Annotated in this window: 16 protein-coding genes; 9 read left to right on the forward strand and 7 right to left on the reverse strand. The window is 67.4% G+C overall.

Annotated features, from left to right (window positions below):
• Positions 1–95: 95 nt before the first annotated feature.
• Complete coding sequence (locus ACGFK1_RS22950; RefSeq protein WP_393434600.1) at positions 96–3,407, forward strand: AAA family ATPase; 3,312 nt, start codon at positions 96–98, stop codon at positions 3,405–3,407.
• Here ACGFK1_RS22950 and ACGFK1_RS22955 read toward each other — a convergent pair.
• Together ACGFK1_RS22955 and ACGFK1_RS22960 are read right to left on the reverse strand one after the other, a co-directional pair.
• Positions 3,402–3,890 (reverse strand): pullulanase, encoded by a 489-nt coding sequence (locus tag ACGFK1_RS22955; RefSeq protein ID WP_393434603.1) that lies wholly within the window; start codon positions 3,888–3,890, stop codon positions 3,402–3,404. The two genes, ACGFK1_RS22950 and ACGFK1_RS22955, sit on opposite strands and share 6 nt — an antisense overlap.
• 6 nt (positions 3,891–3,896) lie before the next feature.
• Positions 3,897–5,357, reverse strand: coding sequence for a CCA tRNA nucleotidyltransferase (locus tag ACGFK1_RS22960; protein WP_393434606.1), 1,461 nt, complete (start codon positions 5,355–5,357; stop codon positions 3,897–3,899).
• A 202-nt stretch (positions 5,358–5,559) separates the two neighbouring features.
• On the opposite strand from ACGFK1_RS22960, the gene ACGFK1_RS22965 reads away from it, so the two are divergent.
• The 8 genes from ACGFK1_RS22965 (at position 5,560) to ACGFK1_RS23000 (ending at position 16,736) form a co-directional block, all read left to right on the forward strand.
• The gene (locus ACGFK1_RS22965; RefSeq protein ID WP_393434609.1) at positions 5,560–6,318 is read left to right on the forward strand and encodes an NUDIX hydrolase; all 759 of its coding nucleotides are present in this window, start codon (positions 5,560–5,562) and stop codon (positions 6,316–6,318) included.
• Between the two features lie 122 nt (positions 6,319–6,440).
• Positions 6,441–8,903, forward strand: coding sequence for a DUF6049 family protein (locus ACGFK1_RS22970; protein WP_393434752.1), 2,463 nt, complete (start codon positions 6,441–6,443; stop codon positions 8,901–8,903).
• Positions 8,900–12,589: a murein biosynthesis integral membrane protein MurJ gene (murJ, locus tag ACGFK1_RS22975; RefSeq protein ID WP_393434612.1), complete on the forward strand. Its 3,690-nt coding sequence runs from the start codon at positions 8,900–8,902 to the stop codon at positions 12,587–12,589. The genes ACGFK1_RS22970 and murJ overlap by 4 nt, the downstream gene beginning before the upstream one ends.
• Positions 12,590–12,652: 63 nt before the next feature.
• Positions 12,653–13,219, forward strand: coding sequence for an RNA polymerase sigma factor SigM (gene sigM / locus ACGFK1_RS22980; protein ID WP_393434615.1), 567 nt, complete (start codon positions 12,653–12,655; stop codon positions 13,217–13,219).
• A gap of 57 nt (positions 13,220–13,276) precedes the next feature.
• Positions 13,277–13,999, forward strand: coding sequence for a hypothetical protein (locus ACGFK1_RS22985; protein WP_393434618.1), 723 nt, complete (start codon positions 13,277–13,279; stop codon positions 13,997–13,999).
• An 82-nt stretch (positions 14,000–14,081) separates the two neighbouring features.
• On the forward strand, positions 14,082–15,062 hold the full coding sequence (gene trxB / locus ACGFK1_RS22990) for a thioredoxin-disulfide reductase (protein WP_393434621.1): 981 nt from the start codon (positions 14,082–14,084) through the stop codon (positions 15,060–15,062).
• A complete protein-coding gene (gene trxA, locus ACGFK1_RS22995; protein WP_393434623.1) occupies positions 15,059–15,394 on the forward strand; it encodes a thioredoxin in 336 nt (111 codons plus the stop codon). The genes trxB and trxA overlap by 4 nt, the downstream gene beginning before the upstream one ends.
• A 145-nt stretch (positions 15,395–15,539) precedes the next feature.
• On the forward strand, positions 15,540–16,736 hold the full coding sequence (locus ACGFK1_RS23000) for an N-acetylmuramoyl-L-alanine amidase (protein ID WP_393434626.1): 1,197 nt from the start codon (positions 15,540–15,542) through the stop codon (positions 16,734–16,736).
• 3 nt (positions 16,737–16,739) lie between these two features.
• Here the strand turns inward: ACGFK1_RS23000 and ACGFK1_RS23005 are convergent, their stop codons facing one another.
• The 5 genes from ACGFK1_RS23005 to ACGFK1_RS23025 all read right to left on the reverse strand — a co-directional run bounded on the left by ACGFK1_RS23005 (position 16,740) and on the right by ACGFK1_RS23025 (position 21,005).
• On the reverse strand, positions 16,740–17,498 hold the full coding sequence (locus ACGFK1_RS23005) for an acetyltransferase (protein WP_393434629.1): 759 nt from the start codon (positions 17,496–17,498) through the stop codon (positions 16,740–16,742).
• Between the two features lie 218 nt (positions 17,499–17,716).
• Positions 17,717–18,697: a ParB/RepB/Spo0J family partition protein gene (locus ACGFK1_RS23010; protein WP_393434632.1), complete on the reverse strand. Its 981-nt coding sequence runs from the start codon at positions 18,695–18,697 to the stop codon at positions 17,717–17,719.
• Positions 18,698–18,728: 31 nt separating this feature from the next.
• On the reverse strand, positions 18,729–19,703 hold the full coding sequence (locus ACGFK1_RS23015; RefSeq protein ID WP_393434635.1) for a ParA family protein: 975 nt from the start codon (positions 19,701–19,703) through the stop codon (positions 18,729–18,731).
• Between the two features lie 2 nt (positions 19,704–19,705).
• Entirely contained in the window at positions 19,706–20,392 is a 687-nt protein-coding gene (rsmG, locus tag ACGFK1_RS23020; protein WP_393434638.1) for a 16S rRNA (guanine(527)-N(7))-methyltransferase RsmG, read from the reverse strand.
• 58 nt (positions 20,393–20,450) lie between these two features.
• Positions 20,451–21,005 carry a protein jag gene (locus ACGFK1_RS23025; protein WP_393434641.1) on the reverse strand — a complete coding sequence of 185 codons (555 nt, stop codon included), beginning with the start codon at positions 21,003–21,005 and terminating at the stop codon, positions 20,451–20,453.
• Positions 21,006–21,038: the final 33 nt, after the last annotated feature.

Raw genomic sequence — 21,038 nt, forward strand, 5'->3', positions numbered from 1 at the left:
CTTTCAACGACCCTGAGCGCGATTTCGGGCAGGCACTCGCTGGAGCGCGCTGACGTGCCGCACCATTGATCTGACGCTGCTCAAAGCTGGGGATCATGGACTTCTACGCGGTGCTCGACGAGATGGTCGAACTTCTCCGTAGCCGTGGCCGCGTGTCCTACCGCGCACTGAAGGAGCACTTCGAGCTCGACGACGAACGCTTGGACGCGCTGCGAACCGAGGTGCTGTTCGCCCATCCCGACATCAAGGCGGAGCGGCAAGGGCTGGTCTGGACCGGCGAACATCACGGGGAGCGGCGCCAGCTGACCATGTTCTTTTGCGACCTCGTCGGATCGACATCGTTGGCCAGTCGGTTCGATCCTGAAGAGTGGCGCGAGATCGTCGGGTCCTACTACGACGCGTGCGCGAAGGTGATCGCTCGCTTCGACGGTCACATCGCCCAGTATCTCGGCGACGGCCTGCTCGTATATTTCGGCTATCCGCATGCCCACGAAGACGACGCGCAACGCGCCGTCCGCGCGGGTCTCGGCATCATCGAGGCCGTCGACCAGCTCAATCCCGCGCTTTCCGAGAAGCACGGATTGACACTTGCCGTCCGAATCGGCTGCCACACCGGGTTGGTCGTCGTCGGCGACGATGTGGGCGGCACTGGTCAAGATGACATGGTCGTCGGCGACACACCGAACATTGCGGCGCGCCTCCAGGCGCTGGCCGCACCAAACACCTTAATAATCGGCACCCTAACGCACCAGATACTCGGCGGACTGTTCGCATACGAGTCGCTCGGAACCCCACCTCTGAAGGGCGTTACCGCTCCGCTTCAGGTCTATCGAGTGCTTTACGAAAGCACCGCGCGAACCCGCCTGGAAGCGCTCGCGACCACCGGCCTCACGCCGCTTGTCGGCAGGGATGCTGAGATGGCGCTGCTCGCACAGACCTGGGGTCAGGTGGTCAGCGGCCGCGGACACGTTCTTGTGCTCAGCGGCGAAGCGGGGATCGGCAAGTCGCGGTTGGTGAAGGAACTCACCGATCACGCCGCGTCCCACAAGGCATGGTTCACGCACCTGCAGTGCTCGCCCTACTACGAGCACACTGCGTTCTATCCCGTGATCGATCTGCTGGAACGAATCGTGCTGCGCTTCGGGCGCGATGACTCGCTGGCGCAAAAGTTGACCAAGTTGGAGGGCTTCTTGGTCGAGATCGGTTTTTCGCTGCCGCAGACGGTCCCGCTGTTCTGCTCCCTGCTCTCGATTCCGCTTGGCGGCGATTACGTTCCGCGTGACCTGCCGGCAGATCAACAGAAGCTGGAGACCATGCGCGCGCTCGTGGCGATTGCGCTCCGCAGGGCCGAGAAGCAGCCGGTGATGCTCATCGTGGAGGACCTGCACTGGATAGATCCCACCACCCTGGAGTACCTGACCATGGTGGTCAGTGCGACCAGCACCGCGCCGATCATGGCGGTGTTCACCTGTCGACCAGACTTCTTACCGCCGTGGGATAGCGCGTCCAATGTCACCGTCATCGACCTGAATCGGCTGCCGAGCGATGCCTCGTTCGAGCTGGCTCGCCAAGTGGCGCAGGGAAAGTCGCTGCCGCCGCAGGTCCTCTCGGAGGTGGTTGCCAAGACCGACGGGGTCCCGTTGTTCATCGAGGAACTGACCAAGATGCTGCTGGAGTCGGGAATGCTCGAGGAACGCGTGGGACGTTACGCACTGACCGGACCGGTCCCGCCACTCGCCATCCCCAATACGCTGCAGGACTCCCTGATGGCTCGCCTCGACCGGCTGGCGCCGGTCAAGGGGCTGGCGCAACTGGGCGCGGTCCTGGGTCGTGAGTTCAGTTATCCGCTGCTGCAGGCGGTTTCACCACTCGATGACGCGGCGCTCCGCGATGGTCTCGAGCAACTCGTCGCGGCCGAGTTCTTCTACCAGCAGGGTACGCCGCCCGACGCGACGTTCCGCTTCAAGCACGCGCTCGTGCAAGAGTCCGCATATCAATCGCTGTTGAGGAGCACGCGCCAACAGCACCACCACCGCATCGCAGACGTGTTGGCCTCCCGCTTCCCCGAAACGGTTGAGAGCCGACCCGAATTGCTGGCACACCACTACACGGAAGCCGGCCTGACCGAAAATGCAATCCCGTACTGGCAGGTCGCCGCGCAGCGCGCACTGCAACGGTACGCCAACCATGAGGCGGTCAGCCATGCAGTGCGCGGCTTGGATCTGCTTGCCACACTTCCTGATACGCCGCAGCGCGCCAAACTGGAACTGTCGCTTCAACTGGTGCTGGCGCCATCGTTGAGCTTCATCCGCGGTCCCCAAGCGGTCGAAGACATTCACGCCAGGGCGATCGAGTTGGCGCGACGGGTCGGCAGCACTCCCGAACTGTTCCCGGCTCTGGCCGGCTTCGGGTATGGGCAGATGGTGCACGGAAAGCTGGGCGAGGCGAGATCGCTCGCCGAGGAATTCCTCGAGTTGGCCCAGCCGCAACAGGATCCGCTCGTGCTCGCAGTCGGACACCGAATGCTCGCCTACACCGCTTGGTGGCAAGGAGATTTCGTCGAGGCCCTCGACCACAGCCGTGCGGGTCTTGCGCTCTACCATCCCGATCAGCACCGTACCTGCGTGATGCGCTACATCCAGGATTCGGGAGTCGTCTGTGGGTATGTGAGCGCGCTCGCCCACTGGGCACTCGGTTACCCGACCGAAGCAGTAGCGACCATGGAACGGACGCTGGCACACGCCCGAGCGCTCACCCACCCTTACAGCATCGCGATAACACTGTTGTTCGCGGCTCAGCTTTCACAGCTTCGCCGCGACACCGGGAGCGCGCGCACACAGGCGGAGGAGGCGCTCGCGATATCCGCCGAGCACGGTCTCGACGCCGTGTGGCTGTGGTGCCTTCTTCCGCGCGGGTGGGCGACCGCACAAGAGGGTGACGTGCCCGCCGGGATCGCGGATATTCGCGAGGCGATGGCGCGGCGCAGGGCGGCGAATATCGGCGCGGTGTGGCCATGGTTTTACGCGCTCTTGGCCGATGCTCATTGCCGAATCGAGGAGTTTGACGAGGGATTGGCGGCGGCCGAGGAAGCCCTTGACTCGGCGCAGCGCAATTCCGAGTACCTGTACCAAGCGGAGGCGTATCGGATCAAGGGTGAGCTGTTGGTCTGTCGCAGTCCCGATCCCGCACAGGCCGAACGCTGTTTCGAGCGGGCCCTGACCACCGCACGTGCGCAGCGCGCGAAGTCTTTCGAGCTGCGCGCGGCGCTGAGTCTGGCCAGGCTGTGGCGGCAGACGGGTCGAAGGGAACAAGCGCGCGATCTGCTCTCACCGATCTACGGCTGGTTCACCGAGGGCTTCGACACCGCCGATCTGATCGAGGCCAGGGCATTGCTTGACGAGCTATAGCTCGTTGGCCGCGTCCGCCCTGCCGTCCCCGTCGGAGTCGGCGAGCTTTACGTCCCACCGCCCGTCGCCGTCGGTATCCACGTACGCCAGGTCATCGGATAACGCCCGGTCCGCCAGCCCGTCGCCGTCGGTATCGGCCAGCCGGTCATCGCTCTGCCCGTCGCCGTCGACATCGACCGTTGGGCCGCCCGTGTGCTCAACGCCGTCAAGGCCGAACCACCGCAATTGCCCGGTCCGGTCCGCGCTCACCGCCCAGGTACCGGTGCCGTCGTCGGTGAAGTACGCGGCTTGCGATTCATGGTCGCGGACCATGTGTTCGGCGAGGCCGTCGCCGTCCATGTCGGCCATCGCGTCGTCGATCAGACCGTCGCCGTCGAAATCCAGCCCGACGGCGTCCAGCATGCCATCACCGTCGACATCGACATTGGGGTCGGCGGTCCACATGGTCGCCGAGCCATCGCCGTCGCCAAGGCAGTACTCCACGACATGTCAGACGGTGCTATCGCCTCGGGCGTTCCACCACTTGATCAATTCGTCGACCGCCTCTTCGTGGCTCAGCGGCCCGCGGTCGAGCCGCAGCTCCTTCATATACCGCCACGCCTCCCCCACTTCGGGCCCTGCCGGAATGTCGAGAATCTTCATGATCTCGTTGCCGTCGAGGTCGGGTCGGACCCGCTCCAGGTCCTCCCTGGCGGCCAACTCGTCGATGCGATGTTCGAGGCTGTCGTAGTTGGCCTGCAACCGCGCCGCGCGCCGCTTGTTCCGGGTGGTGCAGTCGGCGCGCACCAGCTTGTGCAGTTTTCCCAACAGCGGCCCGGCGTCCGTGACATAGCGGCGCACGGCGGAGTCGGTCCACTTGCCTGCCCCTTTGTCATCCGCGTACCCGTGGAACCGCAGATGCAAATACACCAGCTGCGACACGTCGTCGATCATCTGCTTGGAGTAGCGCAGCGCCCGCATCCGCTTGCGGACCATCTTGGCGCCGACGACCTCGTGGTGGTGGAAGCTGACGCCGCCGTCCGGCTCGTGCTTGCGGGTCGCCGGCTTACCGATGTCGTGCAGCAGCGCCGCCCACCGCAGCACCAGATCCGGCCCCTCATCCTCCAGTGCGATGGCCTGCCGTAGCACTGTCAGCGAATGCCAGTACACGTCCTTGTGTTGATGGTGTTCGTCGATGGCCATCCGCATGCCGCCGACCTCGGGCAGCACCACGTCACCGAGTCCGGTCTGCACCATCAGGTCGATGCCCGCCACCGGGTCCGCGCCAAGCAGCAGCTTGTCCAGCTCGGCGGCGACGCGCTCGACCGTGATGCGGCTCAACTGCGGCGCCATCTCCAGCAGCGCCGTCAACACCCGCGGCGCGACCGTGAACCCGAGTTGTGAGACGAACCGGGCCGCCCGCAGCATCCGCAACGGATCGTCGCCGAAGGACACCTCCGGTTCTGACGGCGTGTCGAGCACCTTGTCCCGCAGCGCCGCCAAACCGTCCAAGGGGTCGAGGAACTCGCCGGGACCGCTCGGCGTGATGCGCACGGCCATCGCGTTGACGGTGAAGTCGCGGCGCACCAGATCGTCCTCGAGCCGTGTCCCGAACCGCACCTCGGGATTGCGCGACACCTGGTCGTAGGTATCGGCGCGGTATGTGGTGAGTTCTAGCCGGTGGCCGTCCTTGCCGACCCCGAGGGTGCCGAATTCGATCCCGGTGTCCCATAACGCGTCTGCCCACGGGCCAAGCAGCTTCTGCATCTGCTCGGGCCGCGCGTCGGTGGTGAAATCCAGGTCGCTGTCGAGCCGGCCCAGCAGCGCGTCGCGCACACTGCCGCCGACGAGGTACAGCTCGTGGCCCGCGTCAGCGAAGATGGCGCCCAACTCGCCCAGCAGGGCGCTGTGGCGGTTCAACGCCTTGGCGGCACCGGCAAGCAGCTCGGCATCGGCGGGGTAATCGGGCACGTTCGATAACCCTAATGTCAGGCGACGATCAAGCAGCCGCAGGCCGCGATGAGAAGCCTGACCATCACACAACAGTCAGGCGACGATCAAGCAGCCGCAGGCCGCGATTTGGGGACGCCTCCCACGCGCGAATGTGCAACGGGTAAGTCACGACCGGTGAGTGCGGCGGGAGCGAAACTTCGTGGCAGCTACCATCGCTTAGGTGTCGGACGGCGAACAGGCCAAACCACGACGGCGCCGGGGGAGGCGCCGCGGCCGACGCGCGGCCGGTCCGCCCGAATCGGGCGACCACCGCAACGACAAGTCGCTGCCGGCTAAGCAAGAGCAGCCCAACGGTCAGGGCAAACCGCAGAAGTCCCGGCCTCGCAGGCCCGCTGACCGATTACGCACGGTGCACGAGACCTCGGCGGGCGGCCTGGTGATCGACGGCATCGACGGCCCCAAGGAGACTCAGGTTGCCGCGCTGATCGGCCGCATCGACCGCCGCGGCCGGATGCTGTGGTCGCTGCCCAAGGGCCATATCGAGTTGGGCGAGACCGCGGAGCAGACCGCTATCCGTGAAGTCGCCGAAGAGACGGGTATCCAGGGCAGCGTGTTGGCCGCGCTGGGCAGCATCGACTACTGGTTCGTCACCGAGGGTCGCCGCGTGCACAAGACGGTGCACCACTATTTGATGCGGTTCAACGGCGGCGAGCTGTCCGACGAAGACGTCGAAGTCAGCGAGGTGGCGTGGGTGCCGCTGCGTGAGTTGCCCTCGCGGCTGGCCTACGCGGACGAACGCCGGCTCGCCGAGGTCGCCGGCGAGCTGATCGACAAGCTGCATGCGGATGGGCCAGCCGCATTGCCGCCATTGCCGCGGACTTCACCGCGCAGGCGCGCCCAGACGCACTCGCACACCCGCAACCGCCGTCCCGACGAACAGCCATCTCGCCGGACGAACGGGTGCGGACAAGGGCCGTGAGGACTTCCGCGGCGGTGCCGCGAGTCCAGCGATGGGCGGCGGTGCCGCGAGTCCAGTCATGGGCGGCGGTGCCGCGAGTCCAGTCATGGGCGGCGGTGCCGCGAGTCCAGTCATGGGCGGCGGTGCCGCGAGTCCAGCGATGGGCGGCGCTGGCGCGGCTGCTCGCGGCGTTGACCCTGCTGACGCTCATCACCAGCCCGGTGGTGCTCCCCCACGCCGCCGCCGGCGAACCGGGGGCTGCGCCGTTCCTCCAGATCCGCATCGACCGGATCACCCCCGACGTGGTCACCACCACCAGCGAGCCGGTGGTCAACGTGGTCGGGTCCGTCGTCAATGTCGGCGACCGGCCGGTGCGTGATGTGATGGTGCGCCTCGAGCATGCGGCCGCGGTCACCTCATCGGCCGGCCTTCGCACCAACCTGACCGGCAACGTCGACCAATTCGATCCGGTCGCCGACTTCATCACATTGGCGCCGGAACTGGCTCGCGGACAAGATGTTCCGTTCAATCTGGCCTATCCGCTGCGAGCTGCGGAGCTGCCGTCGCTGAACATCGACAAACCCGGCGTGTACCCGGTGATGGTCAACGTCAACGGCACTCCCGACTACGGCGCCCCGGCCCGGCTCGACGACGCCCGGTTCCTGCTGCCGGTGCTTGGCGTGCCGCCCGAGCCCGCTGCCGATACCGCGGCCGACGGGGTGACCGCGGTGGTGCCGCCCGATACATCCAAGCCGGTTCGGCTGACCATGCTCTGGCCACTTGCCGACCGGCCGAAGCTGGCGGCGGGCGCTCCTGGGGGCACCACGCCGGTGCGGTTGATCGATGACGACCTCGCGACGTCGCTTGCCCCTGGAGGCCGACTCGATGTTCTGCTGTCGGCCGCCGAATTCGCCACCAGCCCGCCCGTCGACCCCGGCGGTGAGGTACGTAACGCGATGTGCCTGGCCGTCGACCCCGACCTGCTGGTCACCGTCAACGCGATGACGGGCGGCTACGTCGTCAACGACGCGCCCGACGCCGGGCCAGGCACGCCGACGCATCCCGGCACCGGTCAGGACGCCGCGATCGGGTGGCTCAACAGGCTCAAGGCGCTCGCCCAGCGAATGTGCGTGATGTCGACCACCTACGCGCAGGCCGACCTCGACGCGCTGCAACGGGTGGGCGACCAAGGGCTGAGCGCGATCGCCACCAAGAGTTCCGCCGATATCGTCGACCAGATCCTCGGTGTCGCCTCGACGCGGGGCGCGACGCTTGTCGGCGATGGGCCGTTGACCAGACCCGCCGTCGAGTTGCTATCCGCGCAGGGCGCAACCGTCGCGATCGGTGCCGCCAACAGCCCCGCTCAGGACTCCGCCACCGGTGAGCCCGCGACCGCGGACGTGCAGCCACTGAGGTACACCCCCGAGGTGGCGGTCGCGCCGTTCGACCCGACGGTCGGTGCCGCGCTCGCGGGGACAGGAACGGACCCCGCGTCGCCGTCGTATCTCGATCCGTCGCTGGACATCCCGGTCAAACACGACTCGCAGGTGGCCCGCCGCCAGGATGCGCTGGCCTCCATGCTCTGGCGTGGCCTCAAGCCAGACACCCAGCCCCGCACACAGCTGCTGATGCCGCCGCTCACGTGGAGCCTGGGTCCCGACGACGCGCAGGCGATCCTCACCGCGGTCGCATCGGCGATTCACGCCGGGCTGGCCGTGGCGCGCCCACTGACCGCGGTCATCAGCGAGACCAACACCGTCGCGCCGGACGATCTCGCCCCGATGCCCGACGGCGCCCTCGGCAACCCGCGCGGTCGGTTCGAGGACGGCGTCGTCTCGGGCATCGCCGCCTCGACCGGGCGGCTGTGGGGCCTGACGGGCGCCCTGACCACCGACGCGCGCACCGGGCTGACCGGCGCGCAGTACACGGCACCCCTGCGTGAGGACCTGTTGCGCGCGCTGAGCCAGTCGGTGCCGCCGGACGCCCGCAACGGGTTGGCACAGCAGCGCCTGACGACCGTGGGCCGCACGGTCGACGATTTGTTCGGGGCCGTCACGATCGTCAACCCCGGCGGTTCGTACACACTGGCCACCGAGCACAGCCCCCTCCCCCTGGCGCTGCGCAACGACCTGCCGGTACCGATCCGGGTGCGGTTGCAGATCGACGCGCCGCCGGGAATGACGGTGACCGACCCGGGGGACATCGTGCTGCCACCCGGTTTCCTGCCGCTCAAGGTGCCGATCGAGGTGCACTTCACGCAGCGCGTCGCGGTGGATGTCGCGCTGCGCACTGCAGACGGCCTGCCGCTCGGCGAGCCGGTCCGGCTCTCGGTGCATTCCAACGCCTACGGCAAGGTGCTCTTCTTCATCACGCTGAGCGGCGGGGCGGTGCTGGCGCTGCTCGTTGGCCGACGGCTGTGGCATCGGTGGCGCGGCCAGCCCGACCGGGCCGACCTTGACCGGCCCGACCCCATCGACGTCGCGATTGCCTACGGCAAGGATGTCGACGCATCCCGGTCCCCGGTGAGCCGCTCGGCCGGCGGTGTTGATCGCGCCGGCTCGGCCGGCGGTGTTGATCGCGCCGGCTCGGCCGGCGGTGAAACATGAGCACCGTCGGCGGCCCCCGCCCGCCGCAACCGCCGCCGTTCAACAGAGTGCCGCCGCGCCGTTACCCGCCCCGCGCACCGGCGTACCCCCCACCCCGGCGGCCGCCACCGCAGCGGCTGCCCCGCGGGCCCGCACCGCGACGGCGGGCGGGCCGCGCCGAGCTGTCCGATGCCGCGGTGGTGTCCCGGTCCTGGGGCATGGCGTTCGCGACGCTGGTCAGCCGAATCACCGGCTTCACCCGCATCGTGCTGCTGGCCGCGATCCTCGGCGCAGCGCTGTCGTCCGCCTTCTCGGTGGCCAACCAGCTGCCCAACCTGATCGCGGCGCTGGTGCTCGAGGCGACGTTCACGGCGATCTTCGTCCCTGTGCTCGCGCGCGCCGAACGCGACGATCCCGACGGCGGCACTGCCTTCGTCCGCCGACTCGTCACACTGGCCACCGCGCTGCTGGTGGTCGTCACCATGGTTTCGGTGGCCGCCGCTCCCCTGCTGGTCCGGCTCATGTTGGGCAGCGATCCACAGGTCAACCGGTCGCTGACCACCGCGTTCGCCTATCTGCTGCTACCACAGGTGCTGTTCTACGGCCTGTCATCGGTGTTCATGGCGATCCTCAACACCCGCAACGTGTTCGGGCCGCCCGCATGGGCGCCCGTGGTCAACAACATCGTTGCGATCGCCACGCTGGGCTTGTATGTCATTGTGCCCGGCGAACTTTCACTGGACCCGGTGGAAATGGGCAACGCCAAGTTGCTGGTACTCGGCATCGGTACGACGCTCGGGGTGTTCGCACAGACCGCCGTGCTGTTGGTGGCCATTCGACAGGAGCGCATCAGCCTACGTCCGCTGTGGGGCATCGACGACCGCCTCAAGAAGTTCGGCACCATGGCGTCGGCCATGGTGCTGTACGTGTTGATCAGCCAGATCGGGCTGATCGTCGGTAACCAGATCGCCAGCGCGGCAGCGGCTTCCGGGCCAGCCATCTACAACTACACCTGGCTGGTGCTGATGCTGCCGTTCGGCATGATCGGCGTCACCGTGCTGACCGTGGTGATGCCCCGGCTGAGCCGCAATGCCGCCGCCGACGACATCCCCGCGGTGCTGGCCGATTTGTCGCTGGCCACCCGGCTGACGATGGTCACCCTGATTCCGATCGTCGCGATGATGACCGTCGGCGGCCCAGCGATCGGCAGTGCGTTGTTTGCCTACGGCAATTTCGGTGAGACCGACGCAGGCTATCTCGGCATGGCGATCACCTTGAGCGCATTCACGTTGATCCCCTATGCCCTTGTACTGCTTCAGCTTCGGGTGTTCTACGCCCGCGAACAACCGTGGACGCCGATCCTGCTCATCGTCGTGATCACCACCGTGAAGATCGTGGCATCGCTGCTCGCGCCGTATCTGACCGACGACCGCGAGTTGGTGGCAGGCTACCTCGGTTCGGCCAACGGTCTCGGTTTCCTCGCCGGTGCGACGGTCGGCTACTTCCTGTTGCGGGCGAGCCTGAACCCGCCCGGCGGTCGGCTGATCAGCCTGGCGGTGGTGCGGACCATCCTCGTCACGATTGCCGCGTCGCTGGTCGCCGGTCTCCTCGCGCACATCGTCGATCAGCTTCTCGGGCTCGAGTCGCTGACCCACAACTGGGGCGGCGCGGGATCGCTGCTCCGGTTGGTGGTGCTCGGATTGATCATGGTGCCGATCATCGTCGGGGTCATGCTGGCCGCCCGTGTGCCCGAGGCGCAGGCTGCACTGGCGGCTATCCGGCGCCGCCTCGGCAGGCGCGGCACAGTAGCCGCAGCGTCGACCGCACGGCCCGACCGGCCACGCCCAGGCAGCCGCCTCACGTACGCTGATCAGAGGAATTCGTTCGCGTCACGCCATCGTCAATTCCCGGCGGGGGCCCGGCGCTTACCTCCGGCGGACGTTGCCGGTGACTGGCTCAGGAAGGAACCCGCGGTGACCGACGACCAAGCGACCGGCGCCGCACCGGGTCCTGACGGCACCGCCACGACGAAGATTCCGCGGCCGCCGGTATCTGATCCGACGGACTCACCCGCTGAGACCGTCGAACACAAAGCACCCGAGCCGAACGGCACGGCACCGATGCCGACTTCTGGTCGCCCGCCCGCCGACTACGGCGGCGATCCCACCCGCGAAGCCATGTCGCTCGCGCCGCCGCGCGAGCCGGCGATCGAATCGGCGACCTCCGACGAGGATGTCCACCTGATACCGGGCGCCTCCATCGCAGGTGGGCGGTACCGGCTGCTGGTGTTCCACGGCGGCCCGCCCACCCTGCAGTTCTGGCAGGCGCTCGACACCGCACTGGACCGACAGGTGGCCCTGACCTTCGTCGACCCCGATGCGACGCTGCCGGACGACCAGTTGCAGGAGATCCTGTCGCGGACGATGAAGCTCAGCCGCCTCGACATGCCAGGTGTCGCGCGGGTGCTCGACGTCGCGAGCACCGGTTCCGGCGGGCTGGTGGTGTCGGAGTGGATCCGCGGCGGGTCGCTGGCCGAGGTGGCCGAGACGTCGCCGTCGCCGATCGGCGGTGCGCGGGCGATCCAGTCGCTGGCCGCGGCGGCCGAGGCGGCGCACCGGTCGGGCGTCGCGCTGTCCATCGATCACCCAAGCCGGGTCAGGGTCAGCATCGAAGGCGACGTGGCGCTGGCGTTCCCGGCGACACTGGCCGACGCCACCCCCGAGGACGACATCCGCGGCATCGGTGCCTCGCTGTACGCGCTGCTGGTCAACCGCTGGCCGCTACCGGAGTCCGGGGTACGCAGCGGACTGGCCGGAGCCGAATTGGATGCGGCGGGCCAACCCGTCGAACCGCGTGCGGTCAACCGCGACATCCCGTTCCAGATCTCGGCGGCGGCGGCGCGCGCAGTGCAGGAGGGCGGCGGCATCCGCAGCGCTCCCACGCTGTTGAATCTGCTCCAGCAGGCCACCGCCGTCGCTGACCGCACCGATCTGATCGAACCGGTCGACGAATCCGCCGGCCCCCCGCCGTCGCGGTTCCGCGGCGCGCCCACCGACGACCCGGAGTCCGCCCGGCGCCGGCGTAAAGGGCTGCTGATCGGGCTCGGCGTCGGCGGCGCCATCATCGTGGTCGCGTTGATTGTGCTCGCGTCGGTGTTGAGCCGGATCTTCGGCGACGTCGGCGGCGGCCTCGGCGGCGACCAGCTAGGCCTGAACGCGCCCACCACGTCGTCGCAAGCCAGCGGCGAAACCACCGGCAATGTCGTGAAACCCGTTCGGGTAACGGTGTTTTCGCCAGAGGGTGAAGCCGACGCGCCCGATGAGGCGGGGAAGGCCATCGACGGCAACCCGTCGACCTTCTGGCCGATCGACACCTACACCGACCCGGTCCCGTTCCCCAACTTCAAGAACGGCGTCGGGCTGATGCTGCAGTTGTCGCAGCCGACCAAGCTGGCTGAGGTCACCATCGACCTGAACAGCACGGGCACCGCGGTACAGATCCGCGCGTCGCAGACGCCGACGCCGGCCTCACTCGACGACACCACCGTGCTGGTGCCCGCCACCACGCTGAAACCCGGCTCGAACACCATCAAGGTGGACAACGCCACCCCGACCTCCAACGTGCTCGTGTGGGTGTCGACGCTGGGCCAGGTCGACGGCAAGAGCCGCTCGGACATCGCCGAGGTCACGCTCAAGGCCGCTTCCTGACGCTATCCCCAGCGCCGCAAACTTGTGTCAGGACGTACCTGGGAATCCGCTTAGTGTTCGCTTGTGGGGCGTCTTGGGGGATTCGACAGATCGGACCGGGAATTGCTGGCGGCGCATATCGCCGGGGATCGGTACGCGTTTGAAGAGCTGTTCTACCGGCACCACCGCCAGCTGTACCGGCTGGCGCAGATGACCAGCAGGGACCCCGAGGACGCGGCGGACGCACTGCAGGACGCGATGCTCAAGGCACACCGTAACGCGCCGACCTTCCGGCACGATTCCGCCGTCGGCAGCTGGTTGTACCGCATCGTGTTGAACGCGTGTCTGGATCGCCTGCGCCGCAACAAGACTCATCCCACCACCGTGTTGAACGACGACGCCTGCCACATCAGCGACCCGACGCCGCGAGTGGACACCACCATCGTGATCGAGCGTGCCCTGATGCGGCTGCCGGTTGAGCAACGCGCGGCGGTCGTCGCGGTCGACATGCAGGGCTATTCGGTGGCCGAGACTGCGCGCATGCTCGGCATCGCGGAAGGCACGGTCAAGAGCCGCTGTTCGCGGGCGAGGGCGAAGCTGGCCGAGGCTCTCGATCCCCTGCGGAACCGGGACGGCCGCGCCACCGTCTAACCCTGCGTGGTGGAGACTGGCTTGCGTCAGGGTGGGACACAACCGGCGGGGGCAGCGATGGACGACGACGCGGGCCGTGGCCAGGCGCCGCTGACCCCGCAGTTGCTGGCGGACCTGCAGGCCGGCCTCCTCGATGCCGCCTCGGCCGCAGCGCTGCGCCACCGGATCCGCGCCGATCCGGACGCGGCAGCCATGCTCGCGTCGCTCGACACGGTCCGGCGCGACCTCGCGGGCCTGGCCGCCGACGAATCCTCGGCTCCCGACGTGCCATCGGAGGTAACGACACGCATCGTCAGCGCGCTGCGGGCCCAGCGCGACGCTCCCGCCCATTCCGCCCGGCAGGCGCCACGTTGGCAGCTCATCGCGCTGGTTGTCGGTGTCGGCGCGGCACTCGTCGGCGCCGTCGTCGGCGTGCTGATGCTGTCGCGTCCGCCCGAACCGACGTTGTCCTCGGGGCCAACAGCCGAACGCATCACGGTGTCTCGGCCTGCCAACGAGCTACCGCTGTCGAGTCCGCAGCTCGCCGGGCTGCTGTCCAGGGCCCCGGACTACGGCCCGCTCGCCGATCCGGGCAGGCGCGCCGCCTGCCTGTCCGGGCTCGGCTACTCCTCCGCCACTGCCGTGCTGGGTGCGCGGCCCATCGACATGAGCGGTCGACCAGGGATATTGATGCTGCTGCCCGCGGATTCCCCTGGGAAGCTGCTGGCGCTGGTCGTGGCGCCCAATTGCGACGCCGCACACACCGGCCTGCTCGCCAATACCCTGGTCGCTCGGCCGTAACCTGTCCTGCAAGCCACGGGGAACACCGCGGCATACGCTGGTGTTTGTATCCGTGCCGACGTGATACGGCAGAAAGGCTCGTATGACAACCTCCTCCACCGTTCATGACGTGATCATCATCGGCTCGGGCCCGGCCGGTTACACGGCGGCCATCTACGCGGCCCGCGCGCAGCTCAAACCGTTGGTCTTCGAAGGCACCCAGTTCGGTGGTGCCCTGATGACCACCACCGAGGTGGAGAACTACCCCGGCTTCCGGGACGGCATCACCGGACCGGAACTGATGGACGAGATGCGGGAGCAGGCGCTGCGCTTCGGCGCCGACCTGCGGATGGAAGACGTCGACGCGGTCTCGCTGAACGGACCGGTGAAATCGGTCACCGTCGGCGACCAGACCCACTACGCGCGCGCCGTCATCCTCGCGATGGGCGCGGCCGCGCGGCACCTCGGCGTGACAGGCGAGGAATCGCTCATCGGCATGGGCGTCAGCACCTGTGCCACCTGCGACGGATTCTTCTTCCGCGAACAGGACATCGCGGTGGTCGGCGGCGGTGACTCGGCGATGGAGGAAGCCACCTTCCTCACCCGCTTCGCCAGGAGCGTCACGCTGATCCACCGCCGCGAGGAATTCCGCGCCTCCAAGATCATGCTGGAACGGGCCAGGACCAACAACAAGATCCGATTCCTCACCAATACCGCGGTCACCGAGATCGAGGGCGACCCGAAGGTCTCCGGCGTGCGCCTGCGCAACACGATCACCGGCGAGGAGTCCAAGCTCGCCGTCACCGGAGTCTTCGTGGCCATCGGCCACGATCCCCGCTCCGATTTGGTCCGGGGCCAGGTGGACCTCGACGCGCAGGGCTACGTGCTCACCAGGGGCCGTACCACCAGCACCTCGGTGGACGGAGTGTTCGCCGCGGGCGACCTCGTCGACCACACGTACCGCCAGGCCATCACAGCCGCGGGCACCGGCTGTTCGGCGGCCATCGACGCCGAGCGTTGGCTGGCCGAAAATGGTTCTGCCACAACGGATGACAACACCGATCTGATTGGAGCCCCAGTATGACAGAGAAGACCTCCGCCACCGTCGCCGTAACCGACGACTCGTTCTCCGAGGACGTGTTGACAAGCAGCACGCCGGTACTCGTCGATTTCTGGGCCACCTGGTGCGGACCGTGCAAGATGGTCGCTCCGGTGCTCGAGGAAATCGCCAACGAGAAGGCCGGCGCACTGAAGGTGGCCAAGCTCGACGTCGACGCCAACCCCAGCACCGCCCGCGACTTCCAGGTCGTCTCGATACCGACCATGATCCTGTTCAAGGACGGCGCTCCTGTGAAGCGGATCGTCGGGGCGAAAGGCAAGGCCGCGCTGCTGCGCGAGCTCGCTGACGTGGTGTAACGCCGCGAATCGCGGGATTGACACCCGCCTGGGGTTTTCTCCAAACGGGGAACCGTCTGCGACAATGCTGCCTAGCCAGTCTTTGCTTCGTCAGCAGCTTTCGGGCTGACAAACCGACTGCCGCTTGGTCGGGGAAGGGTCGAGTATGTCGAGTCTGCGTCGCGGTGACCGCGGGGGTGCGGTCACCGAGATCCGGGCAGCACTAGCCGCGCTGGGCATGCTCGAAAACCCCGATGAGGACCTGACCACCGGAAGACACGTCGCCCTCGATCTTTTCGACGACGACCTTGACCATGCCGTGCGCGCGTTCCAACAACATCGCGGCTTGCTCGTCGACGGCATCGTCGGCGAAGCGACCTTCCGCGCACTCAAAGAAGCTTCGTACCGGCTGGGTGCCCGCACGCTGAATCATCAGTTCGGCGCACCGATGTACGGCGACGATGTGGCAACCTTGCAGGCCCGTCTGCAGGACCTCGGCTTCTACACGGGCCTCGTCGACGGCCACTTCGGTCTGCAGACGCATAACGCCCTGATGTCCTACCAGCGCGAGTACGGCCTCTACCCTGACGGCATCTGCGGGCCAGAGACGTTGCGCTCCTTGTACTTTCTGGGCTCACGGGTCACCGGCGGATCGCCGCACGCCATCCGCGAAGAGGAACTGGTTCGGCGCTCGGGCCCGCGCCTGTCCGGTAAGCGGATCATCATCGATCCAGGCCGCGGTGGCAGCGATCACGGCCTGATCATGAGCGGCCCTGCCGGGCCGATCAGCGAAGCAGACATCCTGTGGGACTTGGCAAGTCGTCTCGAAGGCCGGATGACCGCGATCGGCATGGAGACCTTCCTGTCACGGCCGGTGAACCGCGCCCCGTCCGACGTGGAGCGCGCGGCGACCGCCAACACCGTCGGTGCCGATTTGATGATCAGTCTGCGCTGCGCCACACAGGCCAGCCCGGCCGCCAACGGCGTCGCTTCATTTCATTTCGGCAACTCGCACGGATCGGTGTCCACCATCGGCCGGATGCTTGCCGACTTCATCCAACGAGAAGTGGTGGCGCGCACGGGATTGCGTGATTGCCGCACCCACGGGCGGACTTGGGACCTGCTGCGGCTGACCCGAATGCCGACCGTTCAGGTCGACGTCGGGTACATCACCAACCCCCGCGACCGCGGCATGCTCGTGCAGGCGCAGGCCCGTGATGCACTCGCTGAAGGCATTCTCGCCGCGGTCAAGCGGCTTTATCTGCTCGGCAAGAACGACCGTCCCACAGGGACATTCACGTTCGCCGAACTGTTGGCACACGAGTTGTCAGTCGAGCAGGCCGGTCGCGTCAGCCCAACCTGATCCCTAGACGCACGGGCCCGCTCCGGCACCGACGGGTTGTTGCAGCTGTGCCGACTCGAGCAGCCGCTCCAGCGCCGCCTCCACGTCGGCCTTCCATCCCAGCCCTTGCTCGAGTTCAAGCCGAAGCCTCGGGAAGTAGCGATGCTGGTTCACGATGACGAAGCCGGCGTCCTGCAGCAGGTCGGCGTCCAAGACGCACTGGTCCACCGAGCAGTCGCCGATCACCTCGACGACGGGGCGCAGCTCCGGCGACACGGCGCGGGGGTCCAGCAGCTCGGCCACCTCGGCGGTATGGCCAAAGGCCTCGAGGGCGCGCACGCCGCGGCGGACCAGATCGCCGACCACCGAGGCGATCAGGTGGCGCGACAAACTGTCGGCTTCACTGCCGGATTCAACCCCGAGCGAGGTGAGCAGAACCGCGTCCGCACTCACCGGACCCGTCGGGAACCTGTGCGCGCGCGGCACCGCACGCGGCGGCGCGTAGAACGCATACCCCAGGCACGGGTCGTCGTCCATGGGTGACCCGAGCTCCCGTTCCGCAGCTCCGGCGTTACTGTCCCGGCAGTGCACCGCCATCTGGCCGCAGGAGCCCCACTCCAGCATGACCATCGACAGCCATGCTTCCTTCTCGAACTCCGGGTCGCTGAGGTGATCGTCGGCCGCCAGGGTGGACGGATCGACCTCCCAGTACACGCACCGGCGTGCCTGCTTGGGCAGCTGCTCGAACGCTTCGAGCCGCAGAGGCGTGATTCGCGCGGCCACTAAACTCCCCGGGTTCTACGCGGTGTTGACTTGCACGGCTGCCACTCCAGGATAGAAGCCTGCGGCGCGGACGGCCTCTTTTCCCCGACTTCGTTCATCGGCGGCCGTCATTTACTCGAATCACCTTGTTGCCCATGAGGTTTCCTTCGCAGTGCGGCTTTCCGGCCAGCGGCTGCCGCGGTTGATGTCACAGTGACGTAATTACGTCGTGTGGCAGGTCAGCCCTTCGCCGCATTCATCAGGTCGACGATCCGCTGCAAATCCTCGACAGAGCCGAACTCGACGACGATCTTGCCTTTACGTTTGCCGAGGCTGACGGTGACGCGGGTGTCGAAGGCTGTCGACAGCTGCTCAGCAACGTCCTGCAGACCCGGCATGTGAATCGGCTTCCGCCGGGGCGCCGACGGCGTCGAGGTGGCCTCGCGGTTGGCCAGCGTGACGGCTTCCTCCGTCGCTCGCACGGACAGCCCCTCAGCGACGATGCGCGCCGCGAGTTCCTCCTGCTTGTCCGGCCCGCCCTCGAGGGACAGCAGGGCGCGGGCATGGCCGGCAGACAGCACGCCGGCCGCGACCCGGCGCTGCACCGCGATGGGCAGGCGCAGCAACCGGATCATGTTGGAGATCAGCGGACGGGACCGCCCGATACGGGCCGCGAGTTCATCGTGGGTGACACCGAACTCGTCAAGCAATTGCTGATAGGCCGCCGCCTCTTCCAAGGGGTTGAGTTGTACCCGGTGGATGTTCTCCAGCAGGGCATCACGCAGCATGCTGTCGTCGCCGGTCTCCCGGACAATCGCCGGGATGGTCGCGAGGCCTGCCTGTTGGGCGGCCCGCCAGCGCCGCTCCCCCATCACCAGTTGGTAGCGCGGCGACCCTGGCACGGCGCGAACCACGATCGGCTGCATCAGGCCGAATTCGCGAATGGAGTGCACGAGTTCGGCGAGGGCCTCCTCGTCGAAGACCTGCCGCGGCTGGCGGGGATTCGGGTCGATCGTCGAAGGGTCGATCTCGCGGTACACCGCCCCGACGTCGCCGACCGTCGCCCTGTCCGTGGCGGATGGCCCGCCGATGACCACGTCGGCCGCCGCGTCGCCCATCCGCGGCCCCAGTGAGTTCGGATCTCCGTCGGCCGGACCGGTCGGGATGAGGGATGCCAATCCCCTGCCGAGACCGCTTCGCTTACGTGCCGGTTGAGTCATCGATGCAATCTCCTCTTTCACACGAAACGATTCATCTGGGCGTGGCCCGCTCCGCGAGCTCGCGGCTGGCGTCGAGGTAGCTCATCGCGCCGCGGGAGCCCGGGTCGTAATCGAGGATCGTCATCCCGTATCCCGGCGCCTCGGACACCTTGACGCTGCGCGGGATGACGGTCCGCAACACCTTGTCGCCGAAGTGTGCCCGCACATCGGCGGCGACCTGGTCGGCCAGCTTGGTGCGCCCGTCGTACATCGTCAGGATCACGGTCGTGACATTGAGCGCCGGGTTGAGGTGGGCCTTGACCATCTCGATATTGCGCAACAGTTGTCCGACACCCTCCAGCGCGTAGTACTCACACTGGATCGGGATCAGCACCTCGGGCGCGGCCACGAGCGCGTTGATGGTCAGCAGGCCGAGTGACGGCGGGCAGTCGATGAAAACGTAGTCGAAGTCGTGATTCTGGAGACCGGCCAGGGCGGTCCGTAACCGTCCTTCGCGCGCGACCATGCTGACCAATTCGATCTCGGCGCCTGCGAGGTCGATTGTCGCCGGCACGCAGTACAACCGGTCGCTGTGCGGGCTCCGCTGCAGAGCGGTCTCCAGCGGGATCTCGCCGATCAGCACTTCGTAGGACGACGGCGTGCCTTCCCGATGCTCGACGCCCAGCGCGGTACTCGCATTGCCCTGCGGGTCTAGGTCGATGACCAACACGTTGAGTCCCTGCAGCGCCAGCGCCGCCGCGACGTTCACCGCGGTCGTCGTCTTGCCGACCCCGCCCTTCTGGTTGGCGATGGTGAACACCCGCTGATGTGTCGGGCGCGGCAGGCCGCCCTTGGTTGCAGCGTGTAGCAGCTTCACCGCGCGCTCAGCCTCGGCGCCGATCGGGGTGTCGAGTCCGGCTTGGTCGGCCCATGGGTCCTGCGGGGCCGCGTCCCATGTTTCACGTGAAACATCGCCGGGCTGCTGTTCCTGCCGCGGCGTCGGTGCGCCTTCGGGGACCGGACTCATCCTTACCTCCTGCCCGATCGCGGCGATCGATTCGGCACCCGATCCGCTCGGCCGCGTCGCGCCACGACCGCGGTCACGGGTGGATCCAAGTAGTCCGCGCCACATCTCATCACCCTTACATCGACCGCACCAAGCGCTGCCATCACACGCCGGTGCTCCTCAATCTCTTGCTCCGCACGCTCGCCCTTGATGGCGATCATGCGGCCGTCGGGGCGCAACAACGGCGCGCCCCACCTCGCCAACTTGTCCAGCGACGCCACCGCCCGCGAGACCACCGCGTCCATCTCCCCCACCTGTCGCCGCACGGACTTCTCCTCGGCCCGCCCACGCACGATCGTGACGTCGAGACCTAGGTCATCGGCCACCTCGCGCAGGAAGTCACTGCGACGGAGGAGCGGTTCGATGAGCGTGAGTCGGAGGTCCGGCCGGGCCAACGCCAACGGTATCCCGGGCAGCCCCGCCCCACTACCGATGTCGGCCACTCGGTCGCCGGGACCCAACAGCTCGGCGATCGCGACACTGTTCAATATGTGCCGATCCCACAGCCTGTCGACCTCGCGCGGCCCGAGCAGTCCACGCTCGACCCCCGCTCCGGCCAGGATCTCGGTGTAGCGATGGATGCGCGCCAACTCCGATCCGAAGAGCTTCGCAGCCACCTCCGGCGCCGCGGATACCTCGACATGTTTCACGTGAAACATCCTCCGGATCTCGCGGGCCGCAGCTCGGCACGAACTACATGGATGTAACTCAGTCGTGCAGCACGACGACCCGGCGCGACGGCTCGACGCCCTCGCTCTCGCTGTGCACACCGTCCACGGCAGCCACCGCGTCGTGCACGATCTTGCGCTCGAACGGGGTCATCGGGCTGAGCTCCTCGCGTTCACCGGACTCGAGAACCCGGCGAGCGACCTTCTCGCCCAGCGCCGCCAACTCGTCGCGGCGACGCCGACGCCACCGCGCGATGTCCAGCATCAGCCGACTGCGCTCACCTGTCTTCTGGTGCACCGCCAACCGGGTGAGCTCCTGCAGCGCGTCAAGCACCTCGCCCTTGCGGCCCACCAACTTGTTGAGGTCGGTACCGCCGTCGATGCTCACCACTGCGCGATCACCCTCGACGTCCAGATCGATGTCCCCGTCGAAGTCCAACAGGTCCAACAGTTCCTCGAGATAATCGCCGGCGATCTCGCCCTCGGCAACCAGTCGCTCTTCCAGATCATCGTCGATCGCTGCGGCCGTGCTCTTCGTGGCGCTCTCTTCGTCCACCAGCTCGTCGCTGCGTTCGGTCGTCTCGGCGTCCGTCATGCCTGCCTCTCCCTCTCCGCCGGAAACTGCTCC

The organism is Mycobacterium sp. NPDC048908, assembly GCF_043197955.1.
Classification (GTDB): Bacteria; Actinomycetota; Actinomycetes; order Mycobacteriales; family Mycobacteriaceae; genus Mycobacterium.

Bases quoted from the DNA above. Each gene is read 5' to 3' on its own strand.
- ACGFK1_RS22950 (WP_393434600.1), top strand. From the start codon at position 96: ATGGACTTCTACGCGGTGCTCGACGAGATGGTCGAACTTCTCCGTAGC.
- ACGFK1_RS23000 (WP_393434626.1), top strand. From the start codon at position 15,540: ATGTCGAGTCTGCGTCGCGGTGACCGCGGGGGTGCGGTCACCGAGATC.
- ACGFK1_RS23015 (WP_393434635.1), bottom strand. From the start codon at position 19,703: ATGAGTCCGGTCCCCGAAGGCGCACCGACGCCGCGGCAGGAACAGCAG.
- ACGFK1_RS23010 (WP_393434632.1), bottom strand. From the start codon at position 18,697: ATGACTCAACCGGCACGTAAGCGAAGCGGTCTCGGCAGGGGATTGGCA.
- ACGFK1_RS22985 (WP_393434618.1), top strand. From the start codon at position 13,277: ATGGACGACGACGCGGGCCGTGGCCAGGCGCCGCTGACCCCGCAGTTG.
- murJ (WP_393434612.1), top strand. From the start codon at position 8,900: ATGAGCACCGTCGGCGGCCCCCGCCCGCCGCAACCGCCGCCGTTCAAC.
- trxA (WP_393434623.1), top strand. From the start codon at position 15,059: ATGACAGAGAAGACCTCCGCCACCGTCGCCGTAACCGACGACTCGTTC.
- ACGFK1_RS23025 (WP_393434641.1), bottom strand. From the start codon at position 21,005: ATGACGGACGCCGAGACGACCGAACGCAGCGACGAGCTGGTGGACGAA.
- trxB (WP_393434621.1), top strand. From the start codon at position 14,082: ATGACAACCTCCTCCACCGTTCATGACGTGATCATCATCGGCTCGGGC.